We start from the raw sequence: 25,990 nt of genomic DNA, 5'->3' as shown, positions 1-25,990 counted from the left end.
ATCTCGGGCTGTAAAACTTTGTAAGCTAGGGGCATTATCCTGTTCGCCCGCTAAAGGAATCCTGCATGGCCAGCGTCAACACCCGCAAACACCCCAATGGTCTGGACTATATCGAAATCGATACTCCACTCTGCTACGGCCGTATTTTTTTACAGGGTGCCCAGATAGACAGCTTTGTGCCCAAGGGCAAGGCGCCGCTGCTGTGGGTTTCTCCTGCCGATGACTATCTGCCGGGCAGTGGTATTCGCGGCGGTATTCCCGTCTGCTGGCCCTGGTTTGGCATGCATGCCAATGAGAGCTGGCCCCAGCATGGCTTTGCCCGTACCCGGCTGTGGCAACTTGAGCGAACTCATATCAGCAATGAACGGGTAGAGCTGAGCTTTACCCTTAAACTCAGCGACGAGGACAAAGGTTACTGGCCCCACGATACCGAGGTGCGGCTGGACTTTGTCCTCAGCGACAGCCTCAGGGTCAGCCTGATTAACCGCAACCTCGGAGAGCAAAGCGTGACGCTGACCCAGGCGCTGCACACTTATTTCCCCATCGGCGATATCCACCAGCTGCGCGCCACAGGCTTTGCCGGCAGCCAATATATCGAGTTTGGTGAAGGCCCATATGCACAAGTCGAGGACGAAGTGCGCTTTGAGCGCGAGACCGACCGGGTTTACACCGGCTTGTCCGAGCTGCAAAAGCTGCATACCCCCAACGGCACGATTCTTGTCAGCCGTGAGCAGAGCCACTCGGCAGTACTTTGGAATCCCTGGATAGACAAGTCCAAGCGGCTGGCCCGTTTCCAAGAGCAGGATTACCTGTCCATGGTCTGCCTGGAAGCCGCCAATGTGCTGGAAGATAAACTGGTGCTCGGCCCCAAACAGAGTCACACTCTGACCACAGAAATCCGCTGGCAGGAGTGAGCGGCCAAGGCCGGGAAACACCAATGAGGTATCGACTCCCAAGCAAGAAACGCCTGACGGTATGGGCTGTTGGCCTGTTGCTTCTGCTGGTGCTGCTTCCGGGTGCCCTGCTGATGGGGCTGGCTTGGTCCCTGTATGAAAGGCCGCAGTGGCTGCTGCCGCATATTAATCAATATCTGGCTGCGCAAGATATTCGTATCGACGAGTTGCGCCTGGCGCCTGAAGGCTGGGACAGACTGAGCTTCGATTATCTCAAGCTTGATTACCAGGGCAGCGAGCTTGAGTTTCATCAACTCAGGCTTCAGCTCAAATCGCCTGTCAGCGCAAAACGGATTTGGCAATTGCTGGCAGGCGAAGCATCGACGCCGCCCCCTGGCTCCACCGACTGGTTGATGGCGCAACTTCAAAAAGTCAGCTATCAAGACGCCGGTTTTAGTTTGACGCCTGAGCTACTCTTGCCCGGCGGTGATGATGGCGGTCAGAGCCTGGCGCTGGACTTGAACTCTGTGCCCGAAATAGCCCTGGGGCCGACCCGAATAAGCCTGCAACCCGAGGCGGGCGTATCCGATACGCCCAATACGTCGCTGACCTTGAATAAGGCAGGTAATACCCCAAGCTTTACTCTGATGCTGCAAAAGTTGCAGCTCAGCCCTTCCGGGCAACTGGTTACTGAGCTGGCCACCCGGTTACAAGGAGTGCAACAAGAGACTCACTCAGGAACTCAAACAAGACAAGAGACGCCCCTGCTGGCATTAACCGCCGACTTGAAAGCCAAACTCGCCAACGGTGCCCCCGCCTGGCGATTGACCAGTCAACTGCATCTCAAAGCGCTGCAACAGGCGCTGGCAAGTGTTGAGCAGGACCCGGCCGCAGCGCCCCTCATCAGCGCCTTTAAGCTTGATGAAATAGTGAATGCCGAGCTAATGCCGAGCCTTGGCGGAGATCTCTTCTCGCAACTGACTCTGGATTTAACCCAAGGCAACATAGACTCGCGCCATTGCTGGTCAACGCCGACTATTGCCATGCCAGGACTCGAGCAAGTGGCGCTTAAGATAACGCCGCAGCCTCTGGAAGCTAAGGCACACAATTCATTGACCGATAGCCCTCTGTGCCCAAGTTCCAACGCTGCTGCCAGTTTCAGTGCCAAGGCTGAGGCTGAGGTTAAGGATAGTGATGGCGCGGGGTTGCGCTTTCGCTTTTCGGGCTCCACCAGCGAGCAGATTTTTGAGCTGGCGCCGCTGAGACTTACGCTTTCAACCACTCCGGCTCAGCGCCAAGCGCTGCTTGCCTTGCTCGCAGCAACATCCACATCCGCACAAACATCAGCAACCCAGGCCGCGGAACTCGAATCGCAATTGGCGCAGCTGCAGCAAGTCTTGGCGCAAGAGCCAGCTGAAAAAAAACAAGTAAAACCCCTTATCGCCGCAATTGAGCTGGCGCTTGATCAGGGCCTCGACGCCGAATTCAAACCCACCAAGGTCACTGATACAAAGAACAATGCGGCAACGGGCAATGAGACATCCATGCGGGTATCGCTGCCGAGTCTGACAGTGCGGCCGTTACTGCCCGCCCTGATGACAGAGAAGCAGCAAGCGTCGTTCGGTACGCCAATTAATCAGCCAAGTGCTGCGAAACTGAGCCCGGCAGCGCTCAGTAGTGGCGAGCGGCCGAGTTTGCTGCTGACCCTTGAAAACCTGCAATTGCAACTGCCAAAGGCCACAGGAGCACAGCAAGACACTTCTGTTTCTTTGCCGCAAAGCGCCAAACCTCAAGGGTTAAATTCACCGGGCTCTGGTTTATCAAGCTCTGGCTCATCAGGCTCAAGCTCACCAAACTCCTCAAACTCAAAGCCCTTGTCGGCCGAGCAGCGACTCGAACTGGCGCTGCAACAGGCCATTCAAGGGCTGCAACTCAGCCTAAATCAGTTGCCACTGGAACAAGCAAGCACAGACTGGCGCCTTGAAGCCTCCCTGCCGAGCGGTTTTCGCTGGCAGTCGGCTGCTGCTGAATTGCAACTCAATGAGGGCGCATCACTCAATAAGGGCGCATCAATGGCGCTTAGCGGTAAGCTGGCACTGGAGCCGACAAGCGAAGGGCAACAACTGAACTTCAGCCTCGCGGCCAATCCCGGGTTCAGCACTGGTGCCATTCAAGCCGGTATAGAGGATAAAAGTATCCAACTCTCGGGCTTTAAGTTGTCACTGCTGGACCCGCTCAGTGGCAGCTTCAACCAAGGCAAACTTAAGCTGTCTTTGCCCGCGGTCAGCAGCCAGTTGGGTGAATTGCAGGCTAAAAGCGGGCCGCTGGCACTGTCGATTGCCCAAACCTCACTCCTGAGCCCCGGGCTCAGTCGAACCCTGGATGCCAACCTAAATCAAAAACGGCACTTGCCACTCTTGAGTCAACTCTTGGATGAGCGTTTTGCCAGTCGTCTGAATCTGGCCTTCGATGGGCTCAACTTAAGCCAAACCCGGCATACCAAGCTCGGACCTCGCACCGAAACCCTGCTCAATCTGGGCTATGGCAGCTTCAGCCAGACCATTGACTGGCAGGATAACCGTCTTATCAGTGAAGAAAACTGGCAACTGGATAATATCCCGCTTCACAGCCGCCACGACTTTATGCCCATCTGGCCCAAGCGGGCCAAAGATCCGCTTGGCTACCGCTTGAACAGTTGCTGGACCCTGGATACGGATCTCGCTGATATCAAGGCGCTGGCGGCCAAGAACCTGCCCTTGCCTCCTGAGTTGGTACTCAGGGGCGAGACCCACATGATTGCCGACCTCAAGCTCGAAGGGCTTGGGCGAGCGTTGCAATTGCAACTGGATTTCAACCCGCTGCTGTCGGATCTCTCCGGCAGTATCAGTCAGTTACCATTTGAAGGCGCCAACCTGTCGGCCTTGTGCCGTTTGACCCTTGACAAGGAAGCCAAGGCGCCGGCAGAGGCCGAACTCAACTGTCAGCAGCTCAAGGCTTCGGTACAGGCCTTCAACCCCGGAGTGCTGTTGACCAATCTGGGACTGGAAGGCCAGCTCAGCCTGACCCCTGAACTCGACAGCAACCAAAGCACTCAAGCCAAGCTGTTGCCCGGGTTTCGGGATGCCGATATTCAGGTGCGCGGCCAAGGCGAGTTACTCAAGGGACAAATGCTGCTGCCCAGCTTCCGCTTGCGGCTCAACGCGCCATCCAATGCCTATTTGGTGTTGCAGGGCCTGAGCCTGGAAGAACTGTTGGCCATCCAGCCTCAGGAAGGCATCTACGCCGACGGTATTTTCGATGGTGTCTTGCCGGTATTTATTACCGACGGCCAGGTGTCGGTCAAAGGCGGCCGCCTGGCGGCCCGAGCCCCAGGCGGACTTATCAAGGTCGGCAATAATCCGGCTGTAGCTCAAATGCGTGCCGGCCAACCCTATCTGGACTTTGCCTTTTCCACCCTCGAACACTTGCAATATTCTACCCTGGCCAGCACTTACGATATGGCACCGGATGGTGAGGCCTGGCTCAAGGTTGAAGTAAAAGGTAAGGCCGAGGGGATTGAACGCCCTATCCACTTGAACTACTCTCATGAGGAGAACATGCTGCAGCTCCTCAGGAGTCTGACCATAGGTGACAAGCTTCAAACCCAAATTGAAGCTTCCATGCAGTGAGGACACAAAAGGACATGAATGTGAAACAGACTAAATTTCTGCTGCCGCTGGCTGCAGCCTTGCTGCTGGCGTCGGGTTGTACCCCAACGGTCAAGATTGAGCCACCGGATAAACCAATCGTTATCAACTTGAATGTGAAAATCGAACATGAAATTCGCATTAAGGTCGATAAAGAGTTGGATCAGCTGCTGACCAATGATGAACTCTTCTAAGGTGCCAGAATTCGCGAAAGGAAAACACAGATGAAAACCAAGTTGATGACCCTGACTGCCGCCCTGTTGATGAGTTTCTGCGTCTTTGCCATAGGTTTGCAGGACGCCAAGAGCCAAGGGTTGGTGGGTGAACAGCAAAACGGCTATTTGGGCGTGGTCAAATCCAGCGCCGAGGTGACGGCACTGGTTAAGGATGTCAATGCCAAACGCCGGGCACATTATGAAAAAATCGCCCGTCAAAACGGGATTTCCGTGGATGATGTTGCCAAACTCGCCGGCGCCAAGGCGATTGCTGCCGCCGACAAAGGTCATATAGTGCAGGATGCTTCCGGCAAGTGGGTGCGTAAATAACCCGTTAACCCTTTAATAAGGACTGGCTCAATGCTGGTCCTTTTTTATCGCGTTAACCCTTATCAAAATATTCCCCGGCCCTGACATAAGCGCAGCCCGCTTGTGTCGCTTCAAAGGTGCCCCCACCCCGCAATTCCCGCATGGCATAGCCCCATAACAAGTTTTCATGAGCGTGGCAGCACAGACGGGTCGTAAAATCGCATTTGCTGAATTATTTCTGAACTATGACTACAGCACACTCTTTCGTCGCTTGCCACTATCCACAGGAGTCAAGATGCCACTGGCTATTCTTGCGTTAACTGAGCCTACGTTAGTCCCTTGCGTCTCGATTGATACCTAGCGTCTGGGTTGGCAGCCAACACTTGATGTCGATTGCCGCTTTGGTTAACCTCACGGCACAGACTGCAGCCCCAAAGGAAGGACCCTATGGCTGAATCCCCCGCACAGATCATGCTTGAAGACGCAGAAACGCTCCACACCCGCCAGGCGGTATGGAGCGCACTGTCGGACTTGTTTCTTGATACAGATGTCGCCCTGCACTACCCCGGCATCACCCGAGTATGTGCACTTTCACCCTATTCCCTGCCGGAACTGGAGCATATTCTCTACCGCGAAGTTGCCCCTGTGTGCGGCCCCAATCTATTCGATGTCTGTGGCGAATGGGCCGGTTTCGATGAGCAGTGGCTCAAGGAGAGTATTATGTTGCAGTTCACTACTCCTCCCGGTCTTTGGCAAAGATTGAAGCAGCGCCTGGCACAAAGAATGTTCGCCCGTTACCTGACGCCTCATTGGCAACTCTTGTCGCTGCAGATCCAAAGCCGGCGCAATAACCAACGCTAACTAGCCCTTTAAAGTCTTTAGCCGCTGAGCATTGGGCGGCAGCGGCTTCCAACGGCCAAAGTCATATTGATTCCAGTCTGACTGAGATATAGAGCGCCCCCTTTGATCCAAGCCATCGAACGTGCCCGAGCAACTTACCTTAAGCGCACTCAGATGCCAGCCCTAAAAACTGCAGTTTCATCACAGACTTATTTCGAGTATCCAATTTGTCCCTTTTACAAAAGATTTCCCTGCATTCGATCACAATTTATTAAATGATAACAATTATCACTTGCACTCATATTTGTAAAAATATAAATTTGCCCCCCACTTAAAGCTTATTTTCTCAATCGCTTCATTTGTTAATCAGGACAGATACTCATGCCTAGCTACAAGTTTAAGCTCAACGCCCTGCTGCTCGCTATGCTGGCATCACCGGCCTTTGCCGACGATGCTGTCGAGCGCGGAAATCAATCAATCGAAAAAATTGTCGTTTTGGGGGAAAAGACAGAGAAATCATTGAAAGACGTGAGTTCATCTGTATCTGTCATCACGGAGGAGCAGCTTAAGACGCTGCAATACCTGTCGGTGCATGACGCCATCTCTGAAATACCCAACCTGGTAGTGCTGTCCGGGCAGATGCCCAATATCCGCGGGGTTTCCGGTAACGGAGCCGCCACCGGCTTTAGTGGGGTTTCCGGCGGCGCCAAGACCCGGGTATCGACCATAACCGATGGTGTGGCAGAACCTTTTATGGCGGATTTGACCGGCGATACCGGCATGTGGGACATAGAGCAGATTGAAGTGTTTCGTGGTCCCCAATCCACCAGCAATGGCCGCAACAGCATAGGCGGCGCCATGTTTATCAAGACCAAGGATCCGACTTTTGACTGGCAGGGTGCCGCTCGGGTGGGTTATCGCAGTGAGAGCCAATATATAGACTCGGCCGCCGCTATCTCCGGCCCTTTGATTGAAGATGAGCTGGCCTTTCGCCTGTCGGCGCAGCATACCGATGGCGAAACTTACGCCAACCCGGTTATCCATGAAGCTAACCCGCCGGGCTTTGATCTGAATAAGCTCAACACAGACAGAATAAGAGCCAAACTTCTGTGGGAGCCCGCAGCCATTGACGGCCTCAAGGCCATGCTCAGCTATGCCAAAAACCATGAGCGCGGCAACACGGGACGGCAATACTTCAGTGGTGACGATCCCTGGAAGTATCAGCCCATCAACCCCAGAAACATGGACACTGAATCCGATACCGGCAGCATCAAGCTGGACTACAGGATCAGTGACAATTTCTCGGTCGACTTCTTGCTGGCCAGAATGAACTACAACTGGGTGATGGATACCTATGACAAGGATCCTGCTACCGAGCAAGTGGTGAGTATGGAGGAGTCCAACACCACGGCTGAAACCAAGCTGCATTTTGGCCTTAACAGCGAACTCTACAGCGGCTTTATCGGCCTCTACTATTTCAAGCGCGATCAAGACTTCAACAGTATCGGCGGTTCGGTTTATCGCGGCGACGACAATAGTGACTCCAAAGCGGTTTTCGGCGAATTTACTTATAACTTCACCGATGACTTCAGGATCACCGCCGGAGGCCGGGTCGAACGGGAATCGCAGCTGCGTAACTTCTGGATGAAGCAGCCGCAAACGCCCATAGAAGATACCCTGGACAACAGCAAGACCATCAAGTTGCCCAAGCTGGTGCTGCAATATGATATCAATGCCGAGACCATAGTCTCCTTAAGCGGTCGCCGTGGTTACAACGCCGCCGGTGCGGCGATAGGCTTTCCGGAGAATGAGTTCTACTTCTACGATGAAGAGTACGTTAACGCCTATGAACTTGGGCTGAGAACCAGCCTGGATGGCGGTAATATCAACCTGAGCGCCAACCTGTTCTACAACGACTACGACGGATATCAGGCCACAGGTTCTGCCAGACGGGTTATCAACATGGACAAGGTGATTACCTATGGTGCCGAGTTTGAAGCCTCAGCCATGGTGACCCGGGATCTGCGCCTGCACGGCGGCCTTGGGCTGTTGAGTTCGGAAATCAAGGAGCCTGGAGAAGGTTATGCCTCTGCCAAGGGCAATGAACTGGATTCGGCCCCCTCAATGACCGCCAATCTCGGTGCCCAGTATTGGCTGACAGATCAGCTTACCTTCAGTGTCTCCGCCAACTATGTCGGTGAGTACTATGGTGACTTTGAGAACACAGAGGAACGAGTTGCCGGTGACTATGTGCTGGCACGTATGTCGCTCAATTATGAGACAGACAACTGGATCTTCAACGCCTTCGTCAACAACGCCTTTGATGAGAAAGCCGTGTTGAGCCGCTCTCCGGCAGCCCGTAACTACCCGGATGGCTATGCGGCGATAGTCGATCCCCGTAACTTTGGGGTCTCTGTCACCTACCAGTTTTAACCTTAGATAAGCCAAAAGGCTCCCAAGGGAGCCTTTTTAATTTTATTGAAGCCCCTTTGACCAAGGGTTACGGCTTCAAAGCCGTTTCATGACTGAGTCTCACGCGGCGATCATCCCCTAAGTGCGTTAAACACAAAGCGGAAAACTCGCTTTGCCAACGGGTCAGCTCAAACCCATAGCGTTCTTGAAAGGCCTGAGTCTCAAAGTACATGGAATAGGCATAGTTTTGATACAGCATCAATCCAGGCAGCACTTGGCCAGCCTCTAGATACTCCCTGGATGCCGCCAGCATGATGGGATAGTTGTCGTTATGCTTTTCACCGCCGAATCCCGGCTTAAAGCCATCAAGCCGGCGGATGAAGGGATCATCTTCAAGATAAGTTTGCAACTGCACCTGGCTGAGCATTCGCATTACGCCATCGGAGGGGATGCCGAAGGCCCAATTACTGTGAAACGCCCGTAGAGCAGCATGAGCCGCCAGTTCATTTCGCCCCAAACGCCTTAACTGCGATGCCAGTGCAAACCAATAGTCACCCACTTCCGGTAATTGCTCGCAGGCCTGCTGCAGTAAAACAATGCCTGCCTCAATATCGTCCTGCTTGGCTGGCCCCTCCTCTGCTCCGCGAAAAAACGCCTTGGCGCTCTGAACCAACATTGGTGCAAAGTCTGCGTCTTGCGGCTCTTCATCGCCGCGCTCCCAGTCGTTGGCTTCGAGCCAGGCAACAAATTTACCGGCGCCGGAAAAGGCCGGTACCACCTTGGCCTCATCGTGCCACATGTCACAGACAATCGGCGCCTCTGTCTCCCGGCCCAAGGGCCAATAGAGCCCAAAGTAATCACCGTTGCCGAGCTCGGCATCGAACAGAGGCAGAAAGCCCAATGAAGGATAGGGTCCCATGGGCTGTTCGTCCGCAGTAAAAGGTGACAATAAATTGATTTCAGGAGGAATATGCATGATGCGACATCTCTATCAGCGCGGAGGAAAACAACTGTTTTTGAATGGGGTTAGAGGCTAGCTCGCCGGCGGAATGGAATAAGTGCCCACGGCATGGGCCACCAGGTCGCTGTGTCCGACCGAAAACACAGACACCTCGGCAATCGCCAGTGATTTACCCAGTTTCAGCAGCCTACAATCGGCGACAATGTCACACTCGGCACTGGGTTTACGCAGGAAGTTGATATTCAGGTTAGTGGTTACCGCCAGCGGCACTATGCCTATTTCCCCCAGCAAGGCGACATAGATGGCAATATCCGCCAGCTCCATCATGGTCGGCCCTGAGACAGTACCACCGGGGCGCAGGTGCGCCTGAGTTATCGGCTTACGCACTCTGGCCGACTTATCTCCCAGATGTTCAATCACAATGCCGCTATGTGGCAGCTCATAGTTAATAAAAGCTTGCAGCTCGGCGATAGTCACCATCTAAACCTCCTTGATTGTTAGGCCAGTCGTTGCGGGTATCAATGGGCATGGGTATTACTTGGACATTGGCAGCCTCTGGTTTAGCTGCCCTTCTACTCCTGTTTGGTCGTGGGCTTTGATACCACTTTTGATTGTTGCCGACGTTTAAGCTCCCGCCCCTGAAGGGTGAATATCGACCAGACCAACAACAAAGGCAGCATTGGGACTATCCCCCAAAGCAAATCCACAGAACTTGCCACCAAGGTGTATTTAAGCTGATATACCGGCACCAACACCCAAAGGGGATAGCTGTAAAACAACCCTCGCACCAGACGCATAGACAAACTGCGACGCAGCTCGGCGCCGGGAAGCGAGGCAAACATCAAGGCAAACCAGCCCAAAACGCCCGTCAGCAGTGCAAAACCCAGCACAAGCTGGATCAATAGTTCCGGCATTGTCCTCTCCCTGAGTATAAGCTTCTAACCCTTTTGCCCGATTTACAGCGCTGACCGGAGCTCTCCTGTCAGCCAGGAGCGGTCATCGCAGAAGCAAAGGCCAAGCGCCCACGACCAGCTCGCTCACTTTCAGCTTAATCACTGCCAGAATCACATCCCGGTTCCGCAGCGGCGGTTTCCGCTGCACTATGGTCTGTGCTGGCATCATGCAGGCTCGTGATAGAAAAATCCTGTGGCCGGCCAAAGATAACCTCCGCAGCTTCCCTTCTCAGTTGCCCATAGTCCGGCTCACTGGAACCTTGGGCGATGGAAGTTTGCACCGAAATGCGGGAAAACTCGGCCGGTGAGCAGTACATGGCATAGGCATAATATTCGTTGGTCGAAATCCTGCCATTGCTGTCACCGGCTCTGGCCGGACGCCTGAGCTTTTGTCTGATTAAGGCCCTTTCCAGCTGATTTCTAGAGTAATATCTCTTCTTGCCATAATGCTTTAGCAAATCCCTGGATAGCTTACGGGCATATTGCCTTATCTTTCGTTTTCGAAACAGATGGGCAAACATAAGAACTCACTCTGCTTGGCTCGCTTCTCCAATATGCCGCTTTGTGCTCAGAGCCTGATTGGAGCCCACTTGCCGAGCGGCACCAAAGAACAGATATGGCGCGGCAAATAAGTTAATGATTAAACTGTAAAACAGCGGCAACAAGGCCACGCCCAAACCGGCCATGATGGTTTCGACGCCGCCTAAGCTTTGCATCAAAACCCGCAGCAAACCGTAAATAAACATAAGCCCGGCGGCCAACCAGCATACTTTGATGGCACCCCGTAATTTGGCGCGCCTTGTCGCAGCCAAAGGGGTAAACCAACAAGCCAGGGCGGGCGCAATAACGCCAAGCATGGAGGGGAAATCGATAAACATGGCCCAGTGCGCCGACAAAACCAGCTTGCCAAGCGTATACAAACAGACCAACCAGTAGACTATGACTGCTGCCCGGTTCAATTTCTCCTCCTGTTCTCGCGGTTAGGCTTCAAGTGCCAATTGCAGCAATAAGTCCAGCTGAACCCTGGCATCGCCTCTTTGAGTCTTATCAATGGCAGGCTCACCACCGAGACGCAGTGCCGGGGTGTAAAAGTAGATCTGGTTCTGCTGCAGCTTGCCTTGCAGGTCACTGACTTGCTGAAGATCCTTCTTCCTGAAGAAACTGGCTTGCACTTCATCGTCACAACACCAGTCGTTGAAGAAATCTTCCATGCTCCAGGTGAGCACATCTGTCTGCGAAGTGTGGGGATCGATAAAGGCGATATCTTCATCCCCTTCGTCGCTCAGGAGCCGATAATAAAAAATGTCGCCAAAACAGCTGATAGCGAACGGGATGCGACTCATGTCTTCATCCAACATCAGCCAGCCCCAGAGATTGTCCAGGTATTCATCCGGATCAATAAGTTGGATTAAACCATCACCATAGTGGCCAAAGCCATGTTGTTGCCACAGTTCCAATAAGCACTCGGGCAAATGGTCCTGATATTTGGCAAGAGTTGGCGCCGATACTGATTTGATATCTGCGCCGGGTGGCAGATGGTCGATAAAAGATTGCAGAAGCATTGAGGTAAAATTCCTTTTCCTATCAGAATAACTGTCACAAAACCTTGGGTTTTCCGTGACCTTGATTTGAAAGCCTTAGCAGGCACTTAGACATGGGGCGTGAATAAGCCCGTTGCCGATTATGCGGCCTTTGATAGCATGATTGCAATCCCGAGAGACGCACCGGCTATACACAGAGCACAAAAATCGCTGAGACAGTATCGATATTTGTCCACAATATCTATTCGATCGCAAAACTCTCGGCGACAAGCTTTAAGGTATCAGTCTGAGCTTGGTACAGCCCTGGCATCGAGCCGTAAAATGGTGAAGGCGATGCTTTCGCCGCTAATATTGCTATCGAAAGGTGCCTCCAGCCGACATAGGCCGACATCTATGACAGCACCTTGGGTAATATCGGTTATGGTGCCAAATGCGCGGTAGCTCCATCCCTGAATATGCTGCAGCTGCCTTAACCCCTCCGGGTTGCCGGCCAACATGGTGTTTTGATCCTCCTGTTCACAGGCAATACCGACGCTCAGCTCAATATCAATGATCTCACCATAAGTCAGGCTGTCACCACCGAATTCATCCATCACAGTAAGCGGCTGCCCCGCCACTTCAATAACGGCTTCAAGGTAATCGCCCTCGGTTTGCTTAAATACTGCTTGCACGGTTTTCCTTATAAAATTCTTTTTTGAGGCTGTTTCTCAGTTGGTCACTGCTCAGCTTCTTTGGCCGCCAGCCACTCACATTCGGCTGTGGTGGCCAATTCCCCCAATTGACGACGCTGATCCCGCCCCTGGAAACTGGAACGAGCCCCCTTGAGGATAGGTACCGCATATTGAATATCACGGGCCAGTCGCTCGAGAAATAGATTGCCGGAACGGCGATATTCCGCCATTTCCTGCCCATTGAGCTGGATCATAAAGCGGTTGTTATGTCGGCAAAGCACATCCAGATATAGTTGTCCTTCATGCTCCAACAGGTACCATTGCGCTTGAGACATCGCCAATACTTTCATACCCAGCTCCCGACTATGCAGCTTTTACCGAAAGAGGCATAAAATTACAGCAGCGTAAGCCACTCTGAGGTATCTGCCAGAATAAACTCATAGCGTTTGCCATCATTGAGAATGACCCGCAGCGCATCTGCCGATATAGGGAAAATACCGCCGCCAGTAGCCAGACACTTTTCTACCGCGCAGATATCATCACGCTTGAGTGTGTAGGGCCCCAGCCCCAGTTGCTGATTGAAAGGCACAAACTTAAGTTCATTGCCGGTCAAGGAGATTTTGCCATCGGCTTTGGCCACTCCATTCTGCACTGTAGTCATTGACGATTTGATCAGTTCTGCTGCCATCCTTGCTTCCTCTTGGGTAATGCCTTGCTTCCTTAAGGCCTTGTTGGCATAAGCCATCAATAATGTTCAAACTACCTCAATAGATGAGGTTTGTCATCCCGATGAACGGGCACTGCTGCACTGCAAAACTCAGGCGATAGCCTCTGGCAGGATGAGCTCCGGCGCGCCAAAACAGTGAAGATAGCCATCAATAATGGCCAAAGCGTCTTCATCCGAGCAGAGATAAACGGGCAAACCATGCCGCTTAGCCAATTGCTTTGCATGCTGTTTTTGGCTGAGGCCATGGGATTGGTCTCGGCTCTGCGAATGAACCACATGGGGCACAAATAAAAGGTCGGCCAAGCCAAGCGCCTTCAGGTTTTCAAGGCCCACTGTATTGCTGTCACCACAAAGCGCCGCGGTTTCTATGTTGGCGGTCAGCAGCATGGCACCGGCACTGACACCAACCAGGAGATGTCCGGATGCAGCATAACTCTTGAGTTTCTGCTGTTGATTGCGACTATGCAAGCCGCGCAAAAAACGGTAAGTATCCCCGCCCGAGAGATGCACTAAAGGCTTATCCAGTAACGTCTGCATCACAGTGTCGTTAAAACCCTGCTCAAAATCCAGGTAGGTGTTGAGACCTATGCCAAGGCCTTGATAAAACGCCTGTGTTGCCCGGTAGAAATCCCCCTCGGGGTCAGGCTCTGAACCTATGTAACCACCCGCTTGTCCTTTAAGCCCCAAAGCCTCAATAACAAACGCTAGCGCCTTATGGCCGGTTGCGCTTTGGTGATTACTGAGCAGCAGTAGATTCATACTTTTTCGCTCCTTGAAAGTCGGCAGTTTCTTGCAACACCCAGAGTTTCCCGCTCACAGCCTCAACGGCCATTCGCGCCGTGATTAATAAAGTTCTTCAGCCTAAGACATCAGCGCAGGGAGTCAAAAGCAGCCAGCAGTGCTTCATCTTCTCTTTCTAACAGGCACTCGCCAATCTCATCTATGGGTAACGCAGCGCTGCTGGACAACAGCTTAAGGGCTTCAATATGCTCAAGAGTCAGTTCATGCTCGGTAAGCAAGAACGACCAATCGAAACTGTCGACAAGCGCCTGCTCGACACCATCGGCATACAGCTGGTTAAACCTTTTTGGGTTGTGACCGAAGATCAATGCCGCCAAGCAAGCATATTCGCCGAATTCACTGTCATCATCAAAGCAGTAATCCAACGCTATGCCCCGACTTAGCAAGGCAGCCAAAGCCTGTTCACCGGCTCCATTCAAATGGTATTCATTGTAAAACAAACAGGCCGCCGCCGTAGCCAGTGCCTTATGGGAGAAGGCGTATCTGGGCAGTAGAAAATTAAAAATGGCGTAAGCGTCAGACTCTCCTGCAAAGACCAATTCCAACAACCGGTTATGGTCCAGGCGGCCACCCACTGAAATAAACGCGCTAATAAAACCGAGATAAACATCGTGACACAGCCGGTAAAGATGTTCAGGGTCGTCTTCGACCAAGCTGCCATCCGGGCCGTTGACTTTGATGATGTCAAATAGCGGCGTAAACTGCTTCGGCTCGGAATAATACGCCACACGGCAATACATAAGGTAATAGATTTGATAGTCCTTGATAACGGCGTTCGCTCTGAGATAAGAGATGATCTCAAGCCAGGCAGGGTCTTTCTCTATCTTGAACATATATTGGGACCAGGCTTTCGGCATGTGCTGGCGCAAATAGTCCAGATTGCCTTCTTCAATATGTTGTTTTATCTCATTTAATCCACGAAACACGGCATTCCTCTCATAACAGGTGTAAATCTTCTCCGGGAAATCCCGGGCTTGGTAGGTAAAAGACCTGAGTTAGGGCTGACTCAGTTTTTGCTCAAGCGCCCGGTTCTGAGCCATAATCTCTTCGAGAAAAACCGAACCATGCAGCCTGGCCAATTGCAGCGCCTTGATAGACGCCGCCATAGCCTTATCGAGCTGTTGGTTAAGCGTATAGGCCGTTGCCAGGCTGTCCCAAAGGATTTCCGAGCGAGCGAATTTCTCTACTCCTTGCTCCAATATGGCAACGCCCCAGGCAGTTTGGCCCTCATAGGCGGCCTTTAGGCCGTATACATTGAATTGATGTGCCGACAACGGAAAGGTATAGCCATACTCGGCAGTTTTTTCCCTGTAGAACGCCAGCAGCTGTTGCAGCGACATCACATCGACTTCCGGTACCGCGTTCCAGCCACTGAAGATGGCTTTAAGCCCCTCGACATTGCCAATCAAGGGAGTGCTGTCGTGGGTTTCTCGGGCAAAACGGGCATTGAAAACCTGTAGCTTTGACGGCTTCTTGGTTTCCAGTTTTTGCAGCATGGCATCAAAGGCCTGCGCCATCTCGCCTGGCTCACTCGCCATACTGAGAAACCAGCGCATGGGCGCTTTGCGCTCGCGAGTCTGGTATTTGTCGTAATCTGTAATCAAGGCAACATCGTCCCACCACAGGCTGGGACTAATGGCTATCGCGGCATTGAAGGAAGATGCCGGACCGAGCACCTGATAACTGCTGTAAAGCCCGGCCAAAGAGTGGCCAAATATCATCCGGTAAGGCGCCAGACGGTAACGTTCACTCAATGTAGGCAGCAGTTCCTCTGCGATAAAACGGTTATAAACATCGGCCTTTCCCGCCCTTGCGGCGAAATCTTTCGGCTCTGTGGGAGTAAAGTACTTGAGTCTATCGCGGGTGCTTATGCCCACCACTATCATTTCCGGTACTATGGCGTATGTGCTCAGAAAGCCGACGCTGGATGCCACATGATGAAACTGAGTCGAACCATCAAGTACCAACAGCAAGGGGTAGTGAAAACTGTCTGAATGTCGATAACTCTCGGGCAAAGCAACCTGAACTGTCACGGCTTCATCGATAAGCCCGGCCGCAAGTGTAAAACGCTGCTCTTCGGCCAATACAGTCAGCGACAGCAAGGCACAAAGCAAAAATACGAATCTCATGGAAATCCTTGTCAGTAAAACGTCTTTAAAGGGCATTCAAAGGCCGGCCGGCACGGGATAAAAGAAATCTTTGCCATTCATCGCCAATGCCTGCAACTGCCCGGCATCTATCGCCAGACTCACCTCGGCGCTCCAGGCAGGAAAACCACCTTTGGCTAAAAGGCTGACGGTCAATAGCAGATGGCCACAGGCATCTGTCGTTGCCACAAGACTGTACTCACCTTCTATGGCAGCCCAGCTTTGCTCGCCTTGCCAACCCTGCCACTGCCGGGCAAGCTCCTCAAAGAAATCCGCCGGGTTCCGTCCGTAGGGAGGATTTTCCACCCTCACACTTGCCTGCATGCCTTCTCCCGAGATAGTCACGCAATAGTGTTCAAGCCAACCACTGGTGTCCAACTCGGGTTTATGAAAACGCACAGAGCAGCCAAAGCTGTTTTTCAATATCCATTCTTTCACCTTTCCGGCGTCCTCTTTACCTGGATTTAAAAGCAGCCGGGTTACAAACGGCCTTTGAGCGGGTGCTGAGTTTGCCAACCACTGGCTCCGCGGCTGCTGACAAAATACACCAGCAGATCGGCCGCGCCACGATGGCTGACCCAATGAATGAGTGACGTAGCCATTGAGCGGCTCGCCACCTGGCACCAGAGACTATCCTGATTGTGTGTAGCGCCGCGGCTGTCGACTCGATAAACCAATAGATCGGCGGCCGCGCGGGAGCTGACTTCATGTACCAGCACCTTGGCCGCTCCCCGAACCTGAACCTCATAAATAAGCGCCATAAAACCTCCCTGTTGTAGCTTGGCTCTTGGTGGTTTTGCCTCTTATATCTAAATGCCACGCCTGTGATGCCTGAACACTCAGGGCTGTAGCATGCCTAAATCTTCAGCCACTTTCAGCGGGTTAAAAGGCCCGTCGATAGCCTTTGCCAGCGCCTCAACCTGACTCTGATCCAGGTGTTGTATCGCCTCTTTGTCCGGCGTCTCAAAATAGATAAAACCTTTGAGCAAGTCGTTGAGTGTGGTGATATCGGCATCGGCGAGTACCGCTTTGAGTCTCAGTGCTTCATCCTCAGTACACTGATAGTCTTTTAACTCATTCAGGTAAATCAACACTGCTATCTTGTCTTCACGTGCCAGAGCGTTGAACCAAGGGCTGGCGGGGAATGTGAGTGTCGATGTCTTGCCCTGACGATCACATGCTTGCCAGCTGTCATTCCATTGCTTCAGATAGGAAAACTTATCGACTTGAGTTGCGCAGCCTGACAGCAACAGCGCAATTGATACCACTATGATTTTCTTCATAAATCCCTTTTATTCTGCAAGCTTGTTGAAGATACCAACAACCCGCTTGAGATCATCCTATTTAAAAGCTCATGCCATAAACCCTGTGACACTAGCGGCTTGATGCGGCGAGGCCAATGCCGAAGCAGACAAAGACGCCGCCGCTTAGCTTATTCAGCACTGAGCTTCCCTTGCCGGAAGCCAGCTTGGTCTTGGCAATGGAAGCAAACAGGGCATACAGAGTGTGAATAAGGATCACCAAGCCACTAAAGGTTGCGGCGAGTAAGGCAAACTGAGGAGCGTATTCCCGCTGCAGGTCGATAAACTGCGGGAATATCGACATAAAAAACACGATCGCCTTGGGGTTGGAGATGGAGACTAAAAATCCTTCGGCGAAACACTTGCGAGCGCTGCCTTGCTGTAAATGAGCGCTGCTGGTGCCACCACCCTTGGCTCGGAACATTTTCAGGCCAAGATAGATAAGATAAGCGGCGCCAATAAACTTAATTACAGTAAAGGCCAGTATTGAACTGGCCAACACAACCCCCAAACTGGTGGCCGAGATCAAGGCAACAAACAAAATAGCCAGTGCGACCCCAAATATACCGGCAAAGGTCTTGAGCAAGCCGCGTTGAATCGAGTTGTTGACGGTCAGCATCACCGCTGGCCCAGGCAAGAGAATGGTGGCCATGGCAACACCGAAATACACAAAATAGTTATCCATTTTTATTCCTGAACTGATAAAACTGTCAAAAACCCTTAATCCATTCAAATCTGCCAATCATTGTCATTGATATAGGGCTGCAAACCCGGCAAATATGGATAAGCGATAAGCTCAAATCATCACCATAACCCAGGCGCACGAGTTTGATGTGCTAGAGAATCAACATCCGGTAATGAGTAAACAAGAGAGCGCGCCAAACCTTGAGTTCAATCGGCGATAGCTACCGCGGAACCGACAATCCTTTTCGTCCCTGAAACATCCTTGAATACCACAGGAGCTTGTACTGTATCTCATTGATAGTTATGGCGACCATACCCAAGCAAGTCACAGATTACAAGAAGATTTCCCGAAGGCCAAAGCCGCTTCTTTGGGTGCAAAATCGCGCTGGTTATGGTGCCAACAGGATTTGCTGTTTCCCGGCCCATCCCATTAGAATAACCTCGTTTGCTTATTCCTTGAGCCAGGGAGCCAGGAGGGGCTGCCAAGATTTTGGGACGGGCTCGAAAGGGAATAACCTATCAACACCAAGGAGGGAACATGAAGCACTATCGAGGCAGTTGCCTTTGCGGCAAGGTTCGTTTTGAAATCAGCGCTGAGCTGCAGCAGTTCTTTTTGTGTCACTGCAGTCGTTGCCGCAAGGATTCAGGTTCGGCCCACAGTGCCAATCTGTTTTCAGACAGCGCCGAGTTAACCTGGCTCAGTGGCCAGGACGCCATTACTGCGTTTACCCTGCCAGGTACCCGCCACAGCCGCCACTTTTGCGCCGTTTGCGGCTCGGCGCTGCCCAAAGCGGTCAAAGGTAGCCACCTGCTGCAAATACCCGCAGGCAGCCTGGACGATGAGCCGGGTCTGACTCCCCAGGCGCACATTTTTTGTCAGACGCGCGCCGCTTGGGATAGTGAATTGGAAACTGTGCCGCAATGCGCTGATAAACCAGATATTTAGCTTTACTCATTCAGATATGATTTACTGATGACTCTCCCATTGGCACTATCAACTTACAATTACGCTCTGGTGTAACCATTATCGAGTAGGAGATTTACGCTTTGAAAAGACCCGATACTATCTCCAATTCAGCTAATAGCTATATTCTTTAGCGTGCATTCTGAGCTCTGCCGCCTTATTCTCCAGATATTCTGCAGTATTGAGCAGTCTTTCTATCACATCTGCCGTATTACGGGAATTATCTCTAATCACTGTCATGCTGCTTGCTAAATCACGTGATACCAGAGACTGCTCCTCTGTAGAAGAGGCCACCTGCGTATTGATATTATGAATAGCCTCAGTGCTCACAAGAATGTTCTCAAAAACTGAAATAATCCCGCCAAACTCTTCATCGGCCTTATTCATCAATTCAGCAGCTTGAGTCACAGAACCGCCAACTTCGGTTGTCCGTTGTTGTAAACTAGCGACTATGTCGTCAATCTCTTTTGTAGAGTCCTGAGTACGCTGTGCCAACGAACGTACTTCATCGGCAACAACCGCAAAACCTCGCCCCTGCTCTCCAGCGCGAGCCGCTTCGATTGCTGCATTCAAAGCCAGTAAATTGGTTTGCTCAGCAATAGCCTTGATAACTTCCAGGACATTGCTTACCTGATCACTTTCAGTGACCAAATGTTGCATAGCTACTTTTGTTTTTGCAAACTCCTGTGCTAACACGCTCATTGCAGACTGTGCCTGTCGTACAGTCCTCTGACCTAAGGATACATTGGATTCATTCTCCGCGGCTCTAGCTTCAGCCTCTTGGGTATTTTCGCTGACATGCATCAATGTCGTCGTCATCTCTTCCATAGCACTAGCACTTGAATCCAACTCAGAGGCCACTTTTTGAGAGCTGGCTCTTGACTCATTTACTGCTGACTTGGCTTCCTCCGACAACTTTGCAACCTCTTTAGAAACGCTGTCTGTTACAGCCAAGGAGGTTGCCAATGAACTTATAAAAGCGTTAATCTGCTCCCTTATTTGGGCAATTTCACCACTGGCTGTAACCTGAATCCGTTTACTTAGGTCTTTCGTTTTCTGAATGTCCATCAATTGTTCGTATACGAGTACAATTGGATTGGCAATTTTATATTTAACCATCACGAAACCAACAATACTGACTAAGATCACTATAGCCAGCAGTAGCTGCGACCAGAAAAGAGCGCTTCTGAGATCCTCCATTCGCTGGATAAAGTCTGCACCAGTACGCTGATCCAGAGCCGAAAAAAACTGGTCAATTGGTGCCATAATTTTGGCTTTTTCCCTATGGTAAGCAGGACTGTGAAGCAGTTCTCTTGCCAGCGCCAGATCTGGTTCTCCCCGAACACTATATTTGCCACTGGTCGGATCCAAAAATATGCCTTTAACCGCATTCATTGCCTTAACTTCCAACGCCACTAATGCATCAGAATTCGCTTGGGCCTGATCCAGGAAGTCGAACTCCTTTGCACTAAAGCCCAAAGACTTCATCGTGTCTTTAATTGCAGCACGTTCGCCATCCGCTTTGGGTTTGTCACCATAATTCAATACTAAATCCCAATATATTTGGTGGTAGTGCTGCGGCCGAGGTTTCTCTCCATTGCGAATATCAAGAATATCCTGATACATCTTCTCGTATTTCTCTTCGCCGGTAATAGCATAGGTACGGGCAAGCCGTGTAAGATCGTCTGAACTTTGTCTCAGTTCATCAGCCACCTGATAAGACTTATATCGAATATTCGCCGCATCACCTAACTGAACAATTTTAGCCGATTCATTCATAGTGAAGATGAAGGTTAACAAGGCGCTCGCACATATAGCACCAAAAACAAGGCTCATCATGGATTGCGTTTTCATTCATGCTCTCTTGACAATTAGAGGAATCGTCCTTTAAGCGTAACGCATGCGCATCGTATAGATAACAATATTTTCACAATTGTGATGAGTTCACAAAAATCATACCTGCCTTAACTTCAAATACATTTTTCAGTAGCCCACACATGAGACTTAAGATCAACATCAAAAGACCGAGTCTTCATCCCTTTAGGGAAGGTGCGAATAAGTCCTCGTGGCACTCTGGCTTACACAGCAATTGGCGTTCAAGGCATCTGACTGAAGGCATGCCGGGGCCTGTCGAAGTCGGATAACGCAGAGAGCCAGTTGCTGTGAAAGCCCCGAAGGGCGTGGCTTACAGGCCTGCCTGTTGTGTTGTGCTTCTTATTTGCTGCGAACCACGCCTTGCATCCAGGCCTGTAAGCCGACGCAGAGCACACATGGGGCTTGTTCGCACCTTCCTTAGATTACCGCCAACTCCACCATGGCAGCGGTGTACATCTTAAGGTTCAGCTGCAACTGCTCGCGGGTGATAAACTCATGTTCACTGTGGCCTGTATACTCGACACCCGGCATGGCCGGACCAAAACTGAGGGCATTGGGAAACAGTTTACTGTTGGTGGAGCCGCCAATAGCAACAGGTTTAGGGTCGGCAATACCGGTAAACTCGGCAAACACATTGAGCAGGGTTTGCAGATGCGGCGCCTTATCCATCACCTTGGGCTCGCCCCAATAGCTGCTGACATCGACCAGAGTCACGCCGTGGGATTGCTGCCAACCGGCCAGCGCCGCAGACAGCTGTTTATCCAAGGTTTCCGGGCTCTTGCCTATGGGGCGCCTTAGGTTAAGCGTAATACTGGTACCACCCTGCCCCCACTCCACCACAGTCGGCGCCAGCGACATAGGGCCCATAAAATCATCACTATAGCCCAGCTCGCCAAAGCGCTCGGCATAGAGGTCCAAGCCTATCATTTCATTGATAAATGCCAGGGTTAATGCCGACTGGCTCGGCGCAAATATCTCAGACTCCAACAGCGCAGCCAGATGAGTCACGGCATTGACACCATCTTCAGGGGTTGAGGAATGGGCCGATTTACCGTTGGCGGCTATCTCCAGGCTGTCGAAATCCAGGGTAAAATCATAGCGCATCCCCTGCTGGGCTTCTGCGGCGCGTTGCAAACGGCTGACCATTGCGCTGTCGGCTCCGCGGATCAGGGCCAAGGCCTGCTGGGGGATCTGACTGGCAAAGGAGCCACCGCTGAAATGCTGCAGTTGCGGTTTATCGAAATTAGGCGCCTTGACTTTGGGTTCAGGTATCGTGAGTTTTATCTGGCTCCAGCCCTTCTCGGCGGTGACTACAGGATATTCGGCGTCTATGGTGATATTCATATCGGCCGCTTGATAGTCCTTGAGAAACACTTTCAGCGGCTCCCAGTCCGACTCCTCGGCCAGATATACCATGAGTTCAATGCGGCGGTTCAGTTTTACCGACTTGTCCTTGAGCGCCTTCATGGCGTACATGGCGGTGACTATCGGCCCCTTATCATCTTCGGTGCCGCGGCCTATCAGCTTGCCCGGTTGCGATTGAGTATCCAGTTGATAGGGACTCTGGTGCCAAAGCGTTGAATTGGCCGGTTGCACATCCCCGTGGGTAATGATGCCAAGCTTATTAGCGCCGCCGCCCCTGTCTTCGCCAAGGCCTATCAAGAGCACATAACCGTGATCAGCATAATCCAGCCCCAACTGCTCAGCTTGAGCCTTGAGCGCCTGCTTGAAGCCGATGAATTCCGGATTGGTGTCGGGCGTCAACCCTGGGATAGCCTCGGTATTGAAGTGCACCAACTCGGCGAGACTCTGTTCCATCTCGCTGCCATAGCGGTCAAGGCTGTACTGGGCCAAGGTTTTCGACAGTGGCGAGACTTGACTCAATGCAGACTCTGTACCTTGGGCAGCACTTACGCTTGAAGTCTGGCTTGAAACCTGGCTCGAGGGCTGAGCCGTAAGGCCGCTCTCTGCGCTTACAAAAGGAGCAAACACGCACAGGGACAGCGACAGGGATAAACGGGAAAGTGTTCTTATCATCATGGCAGGGTGGCTTTTGTTATCTTTTATTTTCAATGGCCTGAGAGTGTGCCACAGATACAGTTTCGATACTGCATTCGCTAAATTTTGTTACAAACTAAACAGGACAAAATTGGCCTTTTTCAATACGGCATGTTACTAAGGACGGCTTCGGCGCGGCCCGCTGCGCCATACGGGAGATAAACACCAGCATAGAGGAATAACAATGAAGGGAATGACCCTCTCTCCAGTGGCTCTGGCCCTGGGATTGGCGCTGACACTGAGCGCCTGCGACAACCAGCCTGTATCCCAGAGCGACACATCTGCCCAAACTCAAGCGCCTGCGCTGCAGAATGGCACAGGCACAAACCCAGCCGCAGCCAAGGCCGAACAAACCCGGGACAACCCTTTCTTCCAGCCCTGGAATACTTACCTTGAAATCCCCGCCTTTGATCGCATCAAGTCCGAGCATTACCTGCCGGCCTTCAAACAAGGGATTGCCGAGCGCAAGGCAGAGATTCAGGCCATCATAGATAATCCGGCCGCCGCTGACTTTGCCAACACCATAGAAGCCATGGAGCGCAGTGGCGCCTTGTTGACCAAGGTGTCAGGGGTGTTTTATAACCTCACCAGCGCCGACACCTCTGCCGAGCTGCAGAAGATCTCCAAGGAAGTATCCCCGCTGTTGTCTTCCAGCCGCGATGATATTTACCTCAACAACGCCCTGTTTCAGCGGGTTAAGACTGTCTATCAGCAAAAAGATCAGCTGGTACTTAACCCGGCGCAGCAGAAACTGCTCGAAGACACCTACAAACGCTTCAGCCGCGGCGGTGCCAACCTGGATGAAGCCGGTAAGGCGGAGCTTAGAAAGCTCAATGAAGCGATTGGCAAGCTGAGCCTGGAGTTCGGCGATAATGTGCTGGCAGAAACCAACGACTTTGAACTTGTGATAGACAAGCAGGCCGATCTGGCCGGTCTGCCGCAGGATGTGATTGACGTTGCCGCCCAGGCGGCCATCAAGCGCGGCCATCCCGGCAAGTGGGTATTTACCACCCAACGCCCCTCCGTCACCCCGTTTTTGACCTATGCCGATAATCGTGAGCTGAGAGAAAAACTCTACAAGGGTTATATCGAGCGCGGTAACAACGACAACGCCCACGACAACAAGAAGGTGCTGGCAGAGCTGGCGGCTCTTAGAGCCAAACGAGCCCAGCTTCTGGGCTATCCGAGCCACGCCCACTATGTGCTGGAAGAGCGTACTGCCAAGACTCCGGAAAATGTCTACGCCCTGCTGGATAAAATTTGGCCCGCCGCCCTGGCCCAGGCCGAAGCCGAAAAGGCCGAGATGCAAAAGCTTATCGACAGCGAAGGCAAAGACTTCAAACTGGCCGCCTGGGACTGGTGGTACTATGCCGACAAGATACGTGTCGCCAAGTACAGCTTCAACGAACAGCAGACCAAGCCATACTTCTCGCTGGAAAACACCCTCAAGGGCGTGTTCTACACCGCCAACCGCCTCTATGGCATCAGTGTCACCGAGCGTGACGATCTGCCCAAGTATCACCCGGATGTACGCACCTTCGAGGTGAAAGATAAAGATGGCAGCGTTATCGGTATCTTCTTTGGCGATTACTATGTGCGTGACAGCAAACGCGGCGGCGCCTGGTCCAATGCCTATCGCCGCCAGGCGGTGGTTGATGGCGTCAACGAGCAGCCCATCATAGTCAACGTACTCAATTACCCTCGCCCCAGTGGCGATGAGCCGACGCTGCTGACCTTCGATGAAGCCGGTACCCTGTTCCATGAATTCGGCCATGCGCTGCACGCCTTGCTGTCCAAGGTGGAGTATCGTTCCCAGTCCGGCACTTCCGTGCCCCGCGACTATGTGGAGTTCCCGTCACAGGTGATGGAAAACTGGATGACTCAACCGGATGTGCTGGCGCATTTTGCCAAGCACTATCAAACCGGTGAGGTGATCCCCCAGAGCCTGGTAGACAAGATCCGCGCCGCCAGCAAGTTCAACCAGGGTTTCGCCACGGTGGAATACATGGCAGCCACCAAGCTGGATCTGGACTGGCACAGCAGCAGCGTCACCGAACCTCAGGATGCGGCCGCCTTCGAGCAGCAATCGCTGAGCAATATGGGGCTGATCCCCGAGATAGCGCCGCGCTATCGCTCCACCTACTTCAGCCACATCTTCTCCGGAGGATATTCAGCCGGTTATTACTCCTATATCTGGTCTGATATTCTCGGCGCCGATGCCTTTGAGGCCTTTAAGGAAAACGGTATTTTTGACCCGGCTACCGCCAAGGCGTTTCGCAGCAACATCCTTGAGCGCGGTGGCAGTGAAGATCCTATGGCGCTTTACAGGGCGTTCCGTGGTCAGGAAGCCGCCATTGAGCCACTGCTGCGCAGTCGCGGTCTGCTGGCGGAATAAACGCTTGCCGGATTAGCAATGTCCAGCAGCGCAATCAAAAAAGCCGTTCACTCAGTGAACGGCTTTTTTTAGTTCTTTCTCAAGGCTGGACTTTATCAGGGCTGGGCTTTCTCAAGGCTGACCGGTGTATTGCTTGACTCCGGGCGGGATAACAAACCAGTCCTGCTTTTCACTGACCCAGGCATGGGCACTCGGCTGAATGATACGGGTATCTTCCAGGTTACTGGGCTTGAGCTTGATACTCTGCGGATCAGCCGGGTTGTAGTGATAGATACGATTGCCGCAGCGACCACAAAACTTGGCGGCGCTGATATTGCCGCTGGCCGAACCCCGCTGCCAATGGCTCAGTTCGCCACTGAATTCTATATCTTCGGCTCTGACAATCGCCGTGATGCTGAAGGCACTGGTGGACAGCTTCTGGCATTCCTTGCAGTGGCAGGCCACCACCATCTGCGGCGGCGCCAACAAGCGATAACTGACAGCGCCGCACTGGCAACTGCCCTTGATGGGGTAACGAATAGCGTCCATAGCTTTTATCATCTTATCTGAGGGATAAA

27 protein-coding genes are annotated in these 25,990 nt (G+C 52.3%); 8 read left to right on the top strand and 19 right to left on the bottom strand.

What is annotated here, in order from left to right; translation table 11 throughout:
• Positions 1–65: 65 nt before the first annotated feature.
• The 6 genes from ACWAU4_RS09510 to ACWAU4_RS09485 all read left to right on the top strand — a co-directional run bounded on the left by ACWAU4_RS09510 (position 66) and on the right by ACWAU4_RS09485 (position 8,376).
• Entirely contained in the window at positions 66–914 is an 849-nt protein-coding gene (locus ACWAU4_RS09510) for a D-hexose-6-phosphate mutarotase (RefSeq protein ID WP_144159401.1), read from the top strand.
• Between the two features lie 23 nt (positions 915–937).
• Positions 938–4,561, top strand: a complete 3,624-nt coding sequence (locus ACWAU4_RS09505; protein WP_208125821.1) for a YdbH domain-containing protein — start codon at positions 938–940, stop codon at positions 4,559–4,561.
• A gap of 20 nt (positions 4,562–4,581) precedes the next feature.
• The gene (locus ACWAU4_RS09500; RefSeq protein WP_232786038.1) at positions 4,582–4,773 is read left to right on the top strand and encodes a YnbE family lipoprotein; all 192 of its coding nucleotides are present in this window, start codon (positions 4,582–4,584) and stop codon (positions 4,771–4,773) included.
• 30 nt (positions 4,774–4,803) lie between these two features.
• A complete protein-coding gene (locus ACWAU4_RS09495; RefSeq protein ID WP_039033385.1) occupies positions 4,804–5,124 on the top strand; it encodes a YdbL family probable chaperone protein in 321 nt (106 codons plus the stop codon).
• Between the two features lie 426 nt (positions 5,125–5,550).
• Complete coding sequence (locus tag ACWAU4_RS09490) at positions 5,551–5,964, top strand: DUF7079 family protein (RefSeq protein ID WP_052657997.1); 414 nt, start codon at positions 5,551–5,553, stop codon at positions 5,962–5,964.
• A gap of 360 nt (positions 5,965–6,324) precedes the next feature.
• Positions 6,325–8,376, top strand: coding sequence for a TonB-dependent receptor (locus ACWAU4_RS09485; protein WP_107111196.1), 2,052 nt, complete (start codon positions 6,325–6,327; stop codon positions 8,374–8,376).
• Positions 8,377–8,443: 67 nt separating this feature from the next.
• Here the strand turns inward: ACWAU4_RS09485 and ACWAU4_RS09480 are convergent, their stop codons facing one another.
• The 16 genes from ACWAU4_RS09480 to ACWAU4_RS09405 all read right to left on the bottom strand — a co-directional run bounded on the left by ACWAU4_RS09480 (position 8,444) and on the right by ACWAU4_RS09405 (position 18,142).
• Positions 8,444–9,274 (bottom strand): tetratricopeptide repeat-containing protein, encoded by an 831-nt coding sequence (locus ACWAU4_RS09480; RefSeq protein ID WP_208125819.1) that lies wholly within the window; start codon positions 9,272–9,274, stop codon positions 8,444–8,446.
• Positions 9,275–9,388: 114 nt separating this feature from the next.
• Positions 9,389–9,796 (bottom strand): PaaI family thioesterase, encoded by a 408-nt coding sequence (locus ACWAU4_RS09475; protein ID WP_025889080.1) that lies wholly within the window; start codon positions 9,794–9,796, stop codon positions 9,389–9,391.
• Between the two features lie 92 nt (positions 9,797–9,888).
• Positions 9,889–10,230, bottom strand: a complete 342-nt coding sequence (locus ACWAU4_RS09470) for a hypothetical protein (RefSeq protein WP_044734307.1) — start codon at positions 10,228–10,230, stop codon at positions 9,889–9,891.
• Between the two features lie 134 nt (positions 10,231–10,364).
• Complete coding sequence (locus ACWAU4_RS09465) at positions 10,365–10,790, bottom strand: DUF6559 family protein (protein ID WP_301561398.1); 426 nt, start codon at positions 10,788–10,790, stop codon at positions 10,365–10,367.
• Between the two features lie 6 nt (positions 10,791–10,796).
• Positions 10,797–11,228 carry a hypothetical protein gene (locus tag ACWAU4_RS09460; protein ID WP_045283392.1) on the bottom strand — a complete coding sequence of 144 codons (432 nt, stop codon included), beginning with the start codon at positions 11,226–11,228 and terminating at the stop codon, positions 10,797–10,799.
• A gap of 21 nt (positions 11,229–11,249) precedes the next feature.
• Positions 11,250–11,831: a GAD-like domain-containing protein gene (locus tag ACWAU4_RS09455; RefSeq protein ID WP_025010481.1), complete on the bottom strand. Its 582-nt coding sequence runs from the start codon at positions 11,829–11,831 to the stop codon at positions 11,250–11,252.
• 260 nt (positions 11,832–12,091) lie between these two features.
• The gene (locus ACWAU4_RS09450; RefSeq protein ID WP_025010480.1) at positions 12,092–12,481 is read right to left on the bottom strand and encodes a hypothetical protein; all 390 of its coding nucleotides are present in this window, start codon (positions 12,479–12,481) and stop codon (positions 12,092–12,094) included.
• Between the two features lie 44 nt (positions 12,482–12,525).
• The gene (locus ACWAU4_RS09445) at positions 12,526–12,831 is read right to left on the bottom strand and encodes a hypothetical protein (protein WP_045283390.1); all 306 of its coding nucleotides are present in this window, start codon (positions 12,829–12,831) and stop codon (positions 12,526–12,528) included.
• Between the two features lie 44 nt (positions 12,832–12,875).
• Complete coding sequence (locus tag ACWAU4_RS09440; RefSeq protein ID WP_025889069.1) at positions 12,876–13,169, bottom strand: hypothetical protein; 294 nt, start codon at positions 13,167–13,169, stop codon at positions 12,876–12,878.
• A 129-nt stretch (positions 13,170–13,298) separates the two neighbouring features.
• Positions 13,299–13,967 carry a Type 1 glutamine amidotransferase-like domain-containing protein gene (locus tag ACWAU4_RS09435; RefSeq protein ID WP_454290550.1) on the bottom strand — a complete coding sequence of 223 codons (669 nt, stop codon included), beginning with the start codon at positions 13,965–13,967 and terminating at the stop codon, positions 13,299–13,301.
• 110 nt (positions 13,968–14,077) lie between these two features.
• On the bottom strand, positions 14,078–14,935 hold the full coding sequence (locus tag ACWAU4_RS09430; RefSeq protein WP_096141231.1) for a hypothetical protein: 858 nt from the start codon (positions 14,933–14,935) through the stop codon (positions 14,078–14,080).
• 69 nt (positions 14,936–15,004) lie between these two features.
• Positions 15,005–16,138: an alpha/beta hydrolase gene (locus tag ACWAU4_RS09425; protein ID WP_208125815.1), complete on the bottom strand. Its 1,134-nt coding sequence runs from the start codon at positions 16,136–16,138 to the stop codon at positions 15,005–15,007.
• A 36-nt stretch (positions 16,139–16,174) separates the two neighbouring features.
• The gene (locus ACWAU4_RS09420) at positions 16,175–16,594 is read right to left on the bottom strand and encodes a DUF6228 family protein (RefSeq protein WP_144225680.1); all 420 of its coding nucleotides are present in this window, start codon (positions 16,592–16,594) and stop codon (positions 16,175–16,177) included.
• 41 nt (positions 16,595–16,635) lie between these two features.
• Positions 16,636–16,917, bottom strand: coding sequence for a DUF6150 family protein (locus tag ACWAU4_RS09415; RefSeq protein WP_025010474.1), 282 nt, complete (start codon positions 16,915–16,917; stop codon positions 16,636–16,638).
• Between the two features lie 78 nt (positions 16,918–16,995).
• Positions 16,996–17,439, bottom strand: coding sequence for a hypothetical protein (locus ACWAU4_RS09410; RefSeq protein ID WP_208125814.1), 444 nt, complete (start codon positions 17,437–17,439; stop codon positions 16,996–16,998).
• A gap of 91 nt (positions 17,440–17,530) precedes the next feature.
• Entirely contained in the window at positions 17,531–18,142 is a 612-nt protein-coding gene (locus ACWAU4_RS09405) for a LysE family translocator (RefSeq protein WP_028781056.1), read from the bottom strand.
• A 537-nt stretch (positions 18,143–18,679) separates the two neighbouring features.
• On the opposite strand from ACWAU4_RS09405, the gene ACWAU4_RS09400 reads away from it, so the two are divergent.
• Complete coding sequence (locus tag ACWAU4_RS09400; RefSeq protein WP_208125812.1) at positions 18,680–19,087, top strand: GFA family protein; 408 nt, start codon at positions 18,680–18,682, stop codon at positions 19,085–19,087.
• Between the two features lie 132 nt (positions 19,088–19,219).
• On the opposite strand, the gene ACWAU4_RS09395 is transcribed toward ACWAU4_RS09400, so the two are convergent.
• Together ACWAU4_RS09395 and ACWAU4_RS09390 are read right to left on the bottom strand one after the other, a co-directional pair.
• Complete coding sequence (locus tag ACWAU4_RS09395) at positions 19,220–20,959, bottom strand: methyl-accepting chemotaxis protein (protein ID WP_096141235.1); 1,740 nt, start codon at positions 20,957–20,959, stop codon at positions 19,220–19,222.
• A 438-nt stretch (positions 20,960–21,397) separates the two neighbouring features.
• Positions 21,398–23,020 (bottom strand): dipeptidase, encoded by a 1,623-nt coding sequence (locus ACWAU4_RS09390; protein ID WP_420908004.1) that lies wholly within the window; start codon positions 23,018–23,020, stop codon positions 21,398–21,400.
• A 202-nt stretch (positions 23,021–23,222) separates the two neighbouring features.
• Between ACWAU4_RS09390 and ACWAU4_RS09385 the strand changes: the two genes are divergently transcribed.
• A complete protein-coding gene (locus tag ACWAU4_RS09385; RefSeq protein ID WP_144134675.1) occupies positions 23,223–25,433 on the top strand; it encodes a M3 family metallopeptidase in 2,211 nt (736 codons plus the stop codon).
• Between the two features lie 111 nt (positions 25,434–25,544).
• Here ACWAU4_RS09385 and ACWAU4_RS09380 read toward each other — a convergent pair whose 3' ends face one another.
• A complete protein-coding gene (locus ACWAU4_RS09380) occupies positions 25,545–25,961 on the bottom strand; it encodes a GFA family protein (RefSeq protein ID WP_454290549.1) in 417 nt (138 codons plus the stop codon).
• Positions 25,962–25,990: the final 29 nt, after the last annotated feature.

The sequence above is a fragment of the Shewanella sp. FeAMO genome (assembly GCF_053653955.1).
Note: the sequence above shows the minus strand (reverse complement) of the source record. Positions and strands in the feature narration are given on the sequence as shown.

Coding starts and splice junctions, on each gene's coding strand:
- ACWAU4_RS09490 (WP_052657997.1), top strand. CDS start 5,551: ATGGCTGAATCCCCCGCACAGATCATGCTTGAAGACGCAGAAACGCTC.
- ACWAU4_RS09380 (WP_454290549.1), bottom strand. CDS start 25,961: ATGGACGCTATTCGTTACCCCATCAAGGGCAGTTGCCAGTGCGGCGCT.
- ACWAU4_RS09390 (WP_420908004.1), bottom strand. CDS start 23,020: ATGATGATAAGAACACTTTCCCGTTTATCCCTGTCGCTGTCCCTGTGC.
- ACWAU4_RS09485 (WP_107111196.1), top strand. CDS start 6,325: ATGCCTAGCTACAAGTTTAAGCTCAACGCCCTGCTGCTCGCTATGCTG.
- ACWAU4_RS09455 (WP_025010481.1), bottom strand. CDS start 11,831: ATGCTTCTGCAATCTTTTATCGACCATCTGCCACCCGGCGCAGATATC.
- ACWAU4_RS09465 (WP_301561398.1), bottom strand. CDS start 10,790: ATGTTTGCCCATCTGTTTCGAAAACGAAAGATAAGGCAATATGCCCGT.
- ACWAU4_RS09385 (WP_144134675.1), top strand. CDS start 23,223: ATGAAGGGAATGACCCTCTCTCCAGTGGCTCTGGCCCTGGGATTGGCG.
- ACWAU4_RS09475 (WP_025889080.1), bottom strand. CDS start 9,796: ATGGTGACTATCGCCGAGCTGCAAGCTTTTATTAACTATGAGCTGCCA.
- ACWAU4_RS09480 (WP_208125819.1), bottom strand. CDS start 9,274: ATGGGACCCTATCCTTCATTGGGCTTTCTGCCTCTGTTCGATGCCGAG.
- ACWAU4_RS09510 (WP_144159401.1), top strand. CDS start 66: ATGGCCAGCGTCAACACCCGCAAACACCCCAATGGTCTGGACTATATC.
- ACWAU4_RS09435 (WP_454290550.1), bottom strand. CDS start 13,967: ATGAATCTACTGCTGCTCAGTAATCACCAAAGCGCAACCGGCCATAAG.
- ACWAU4_RS09445 (WP_045283390.1), bottom strand. CDS start 12,831: ATGAAAGTATTGGCGATGTCTCAAGCGCAATGGTACCTGTTGGAGCAT.
- ACWAU4_RS09415 (WP_025010474.1), bottom strand. CDS start 16,917: ATGGCGCTTATTTATGAGGTTCAGGTTCGGGGAGCGGCCAAGGTGCTG.
- ACWAU4_RS09425 (WP_208125815.1), bottom strand. CDS start 16,138: ATGAGATTCGTATTTTTGCTTTGTGCCTTGCTGTCGCTGACTGTATTG.
- ACWAU4_RS09440 (WP_025889069.1), bottom strand. CDS start 13,169: ATGGCAGCAGAACTGATCAAATCGTCAATGACTACAGTGCAGAATGGA.
- ACWAU4_RS09505 (WP_208125821.1), top strand. CDS start 938: ATGAGGTATCGACTCCCAAGCAAGAAACGCCTGACGGTATGGGCTGTT.
- ACWAU4_RS09400 (WP_208125812.1), top strand. CDS start 18,680: ATGAAGCACTATCGAGGCAGTTGCCTTTGCGGCAAGGTTCGTTTTGAA.
- ACWAU4_RS09405 (WP_028781056.1), bottom strand. CDS start 18,142: ATGGATAACTATTTTGTGTATTTCGGTGTTGCCATGGCCACCATTCTC.
- ACWAU4_RS09495 (WP_039033385.1), top strand. CDS start 4,804: ATGAAAACCAAGTTGATGACCCTGACTGCCGCCCTGTTGATGAGTTTC.
- ACWAU4_RS09470 (WP_044734307.1), bottom strand. CDS start 10,230: ATGCCGGAACTATTGATCCAGCTTGTGCTGGGTTTTGCACTGCTGACG.
- ACWAU4_RS09395 (WP_096141235.1), bottom strand. CDS start 20,959: ATGAAAACGCAATCCATGATGAGCCTTGTTTTTGGTGCTATATGTGCG.
- ACWAU4_RS09410 (WP_208125814.1), bottom strand. CDS start 17,439: ATGAAGAAAATCATAGTGGTATCAATTGCGCTGTTGCTGTCAGGCTGC.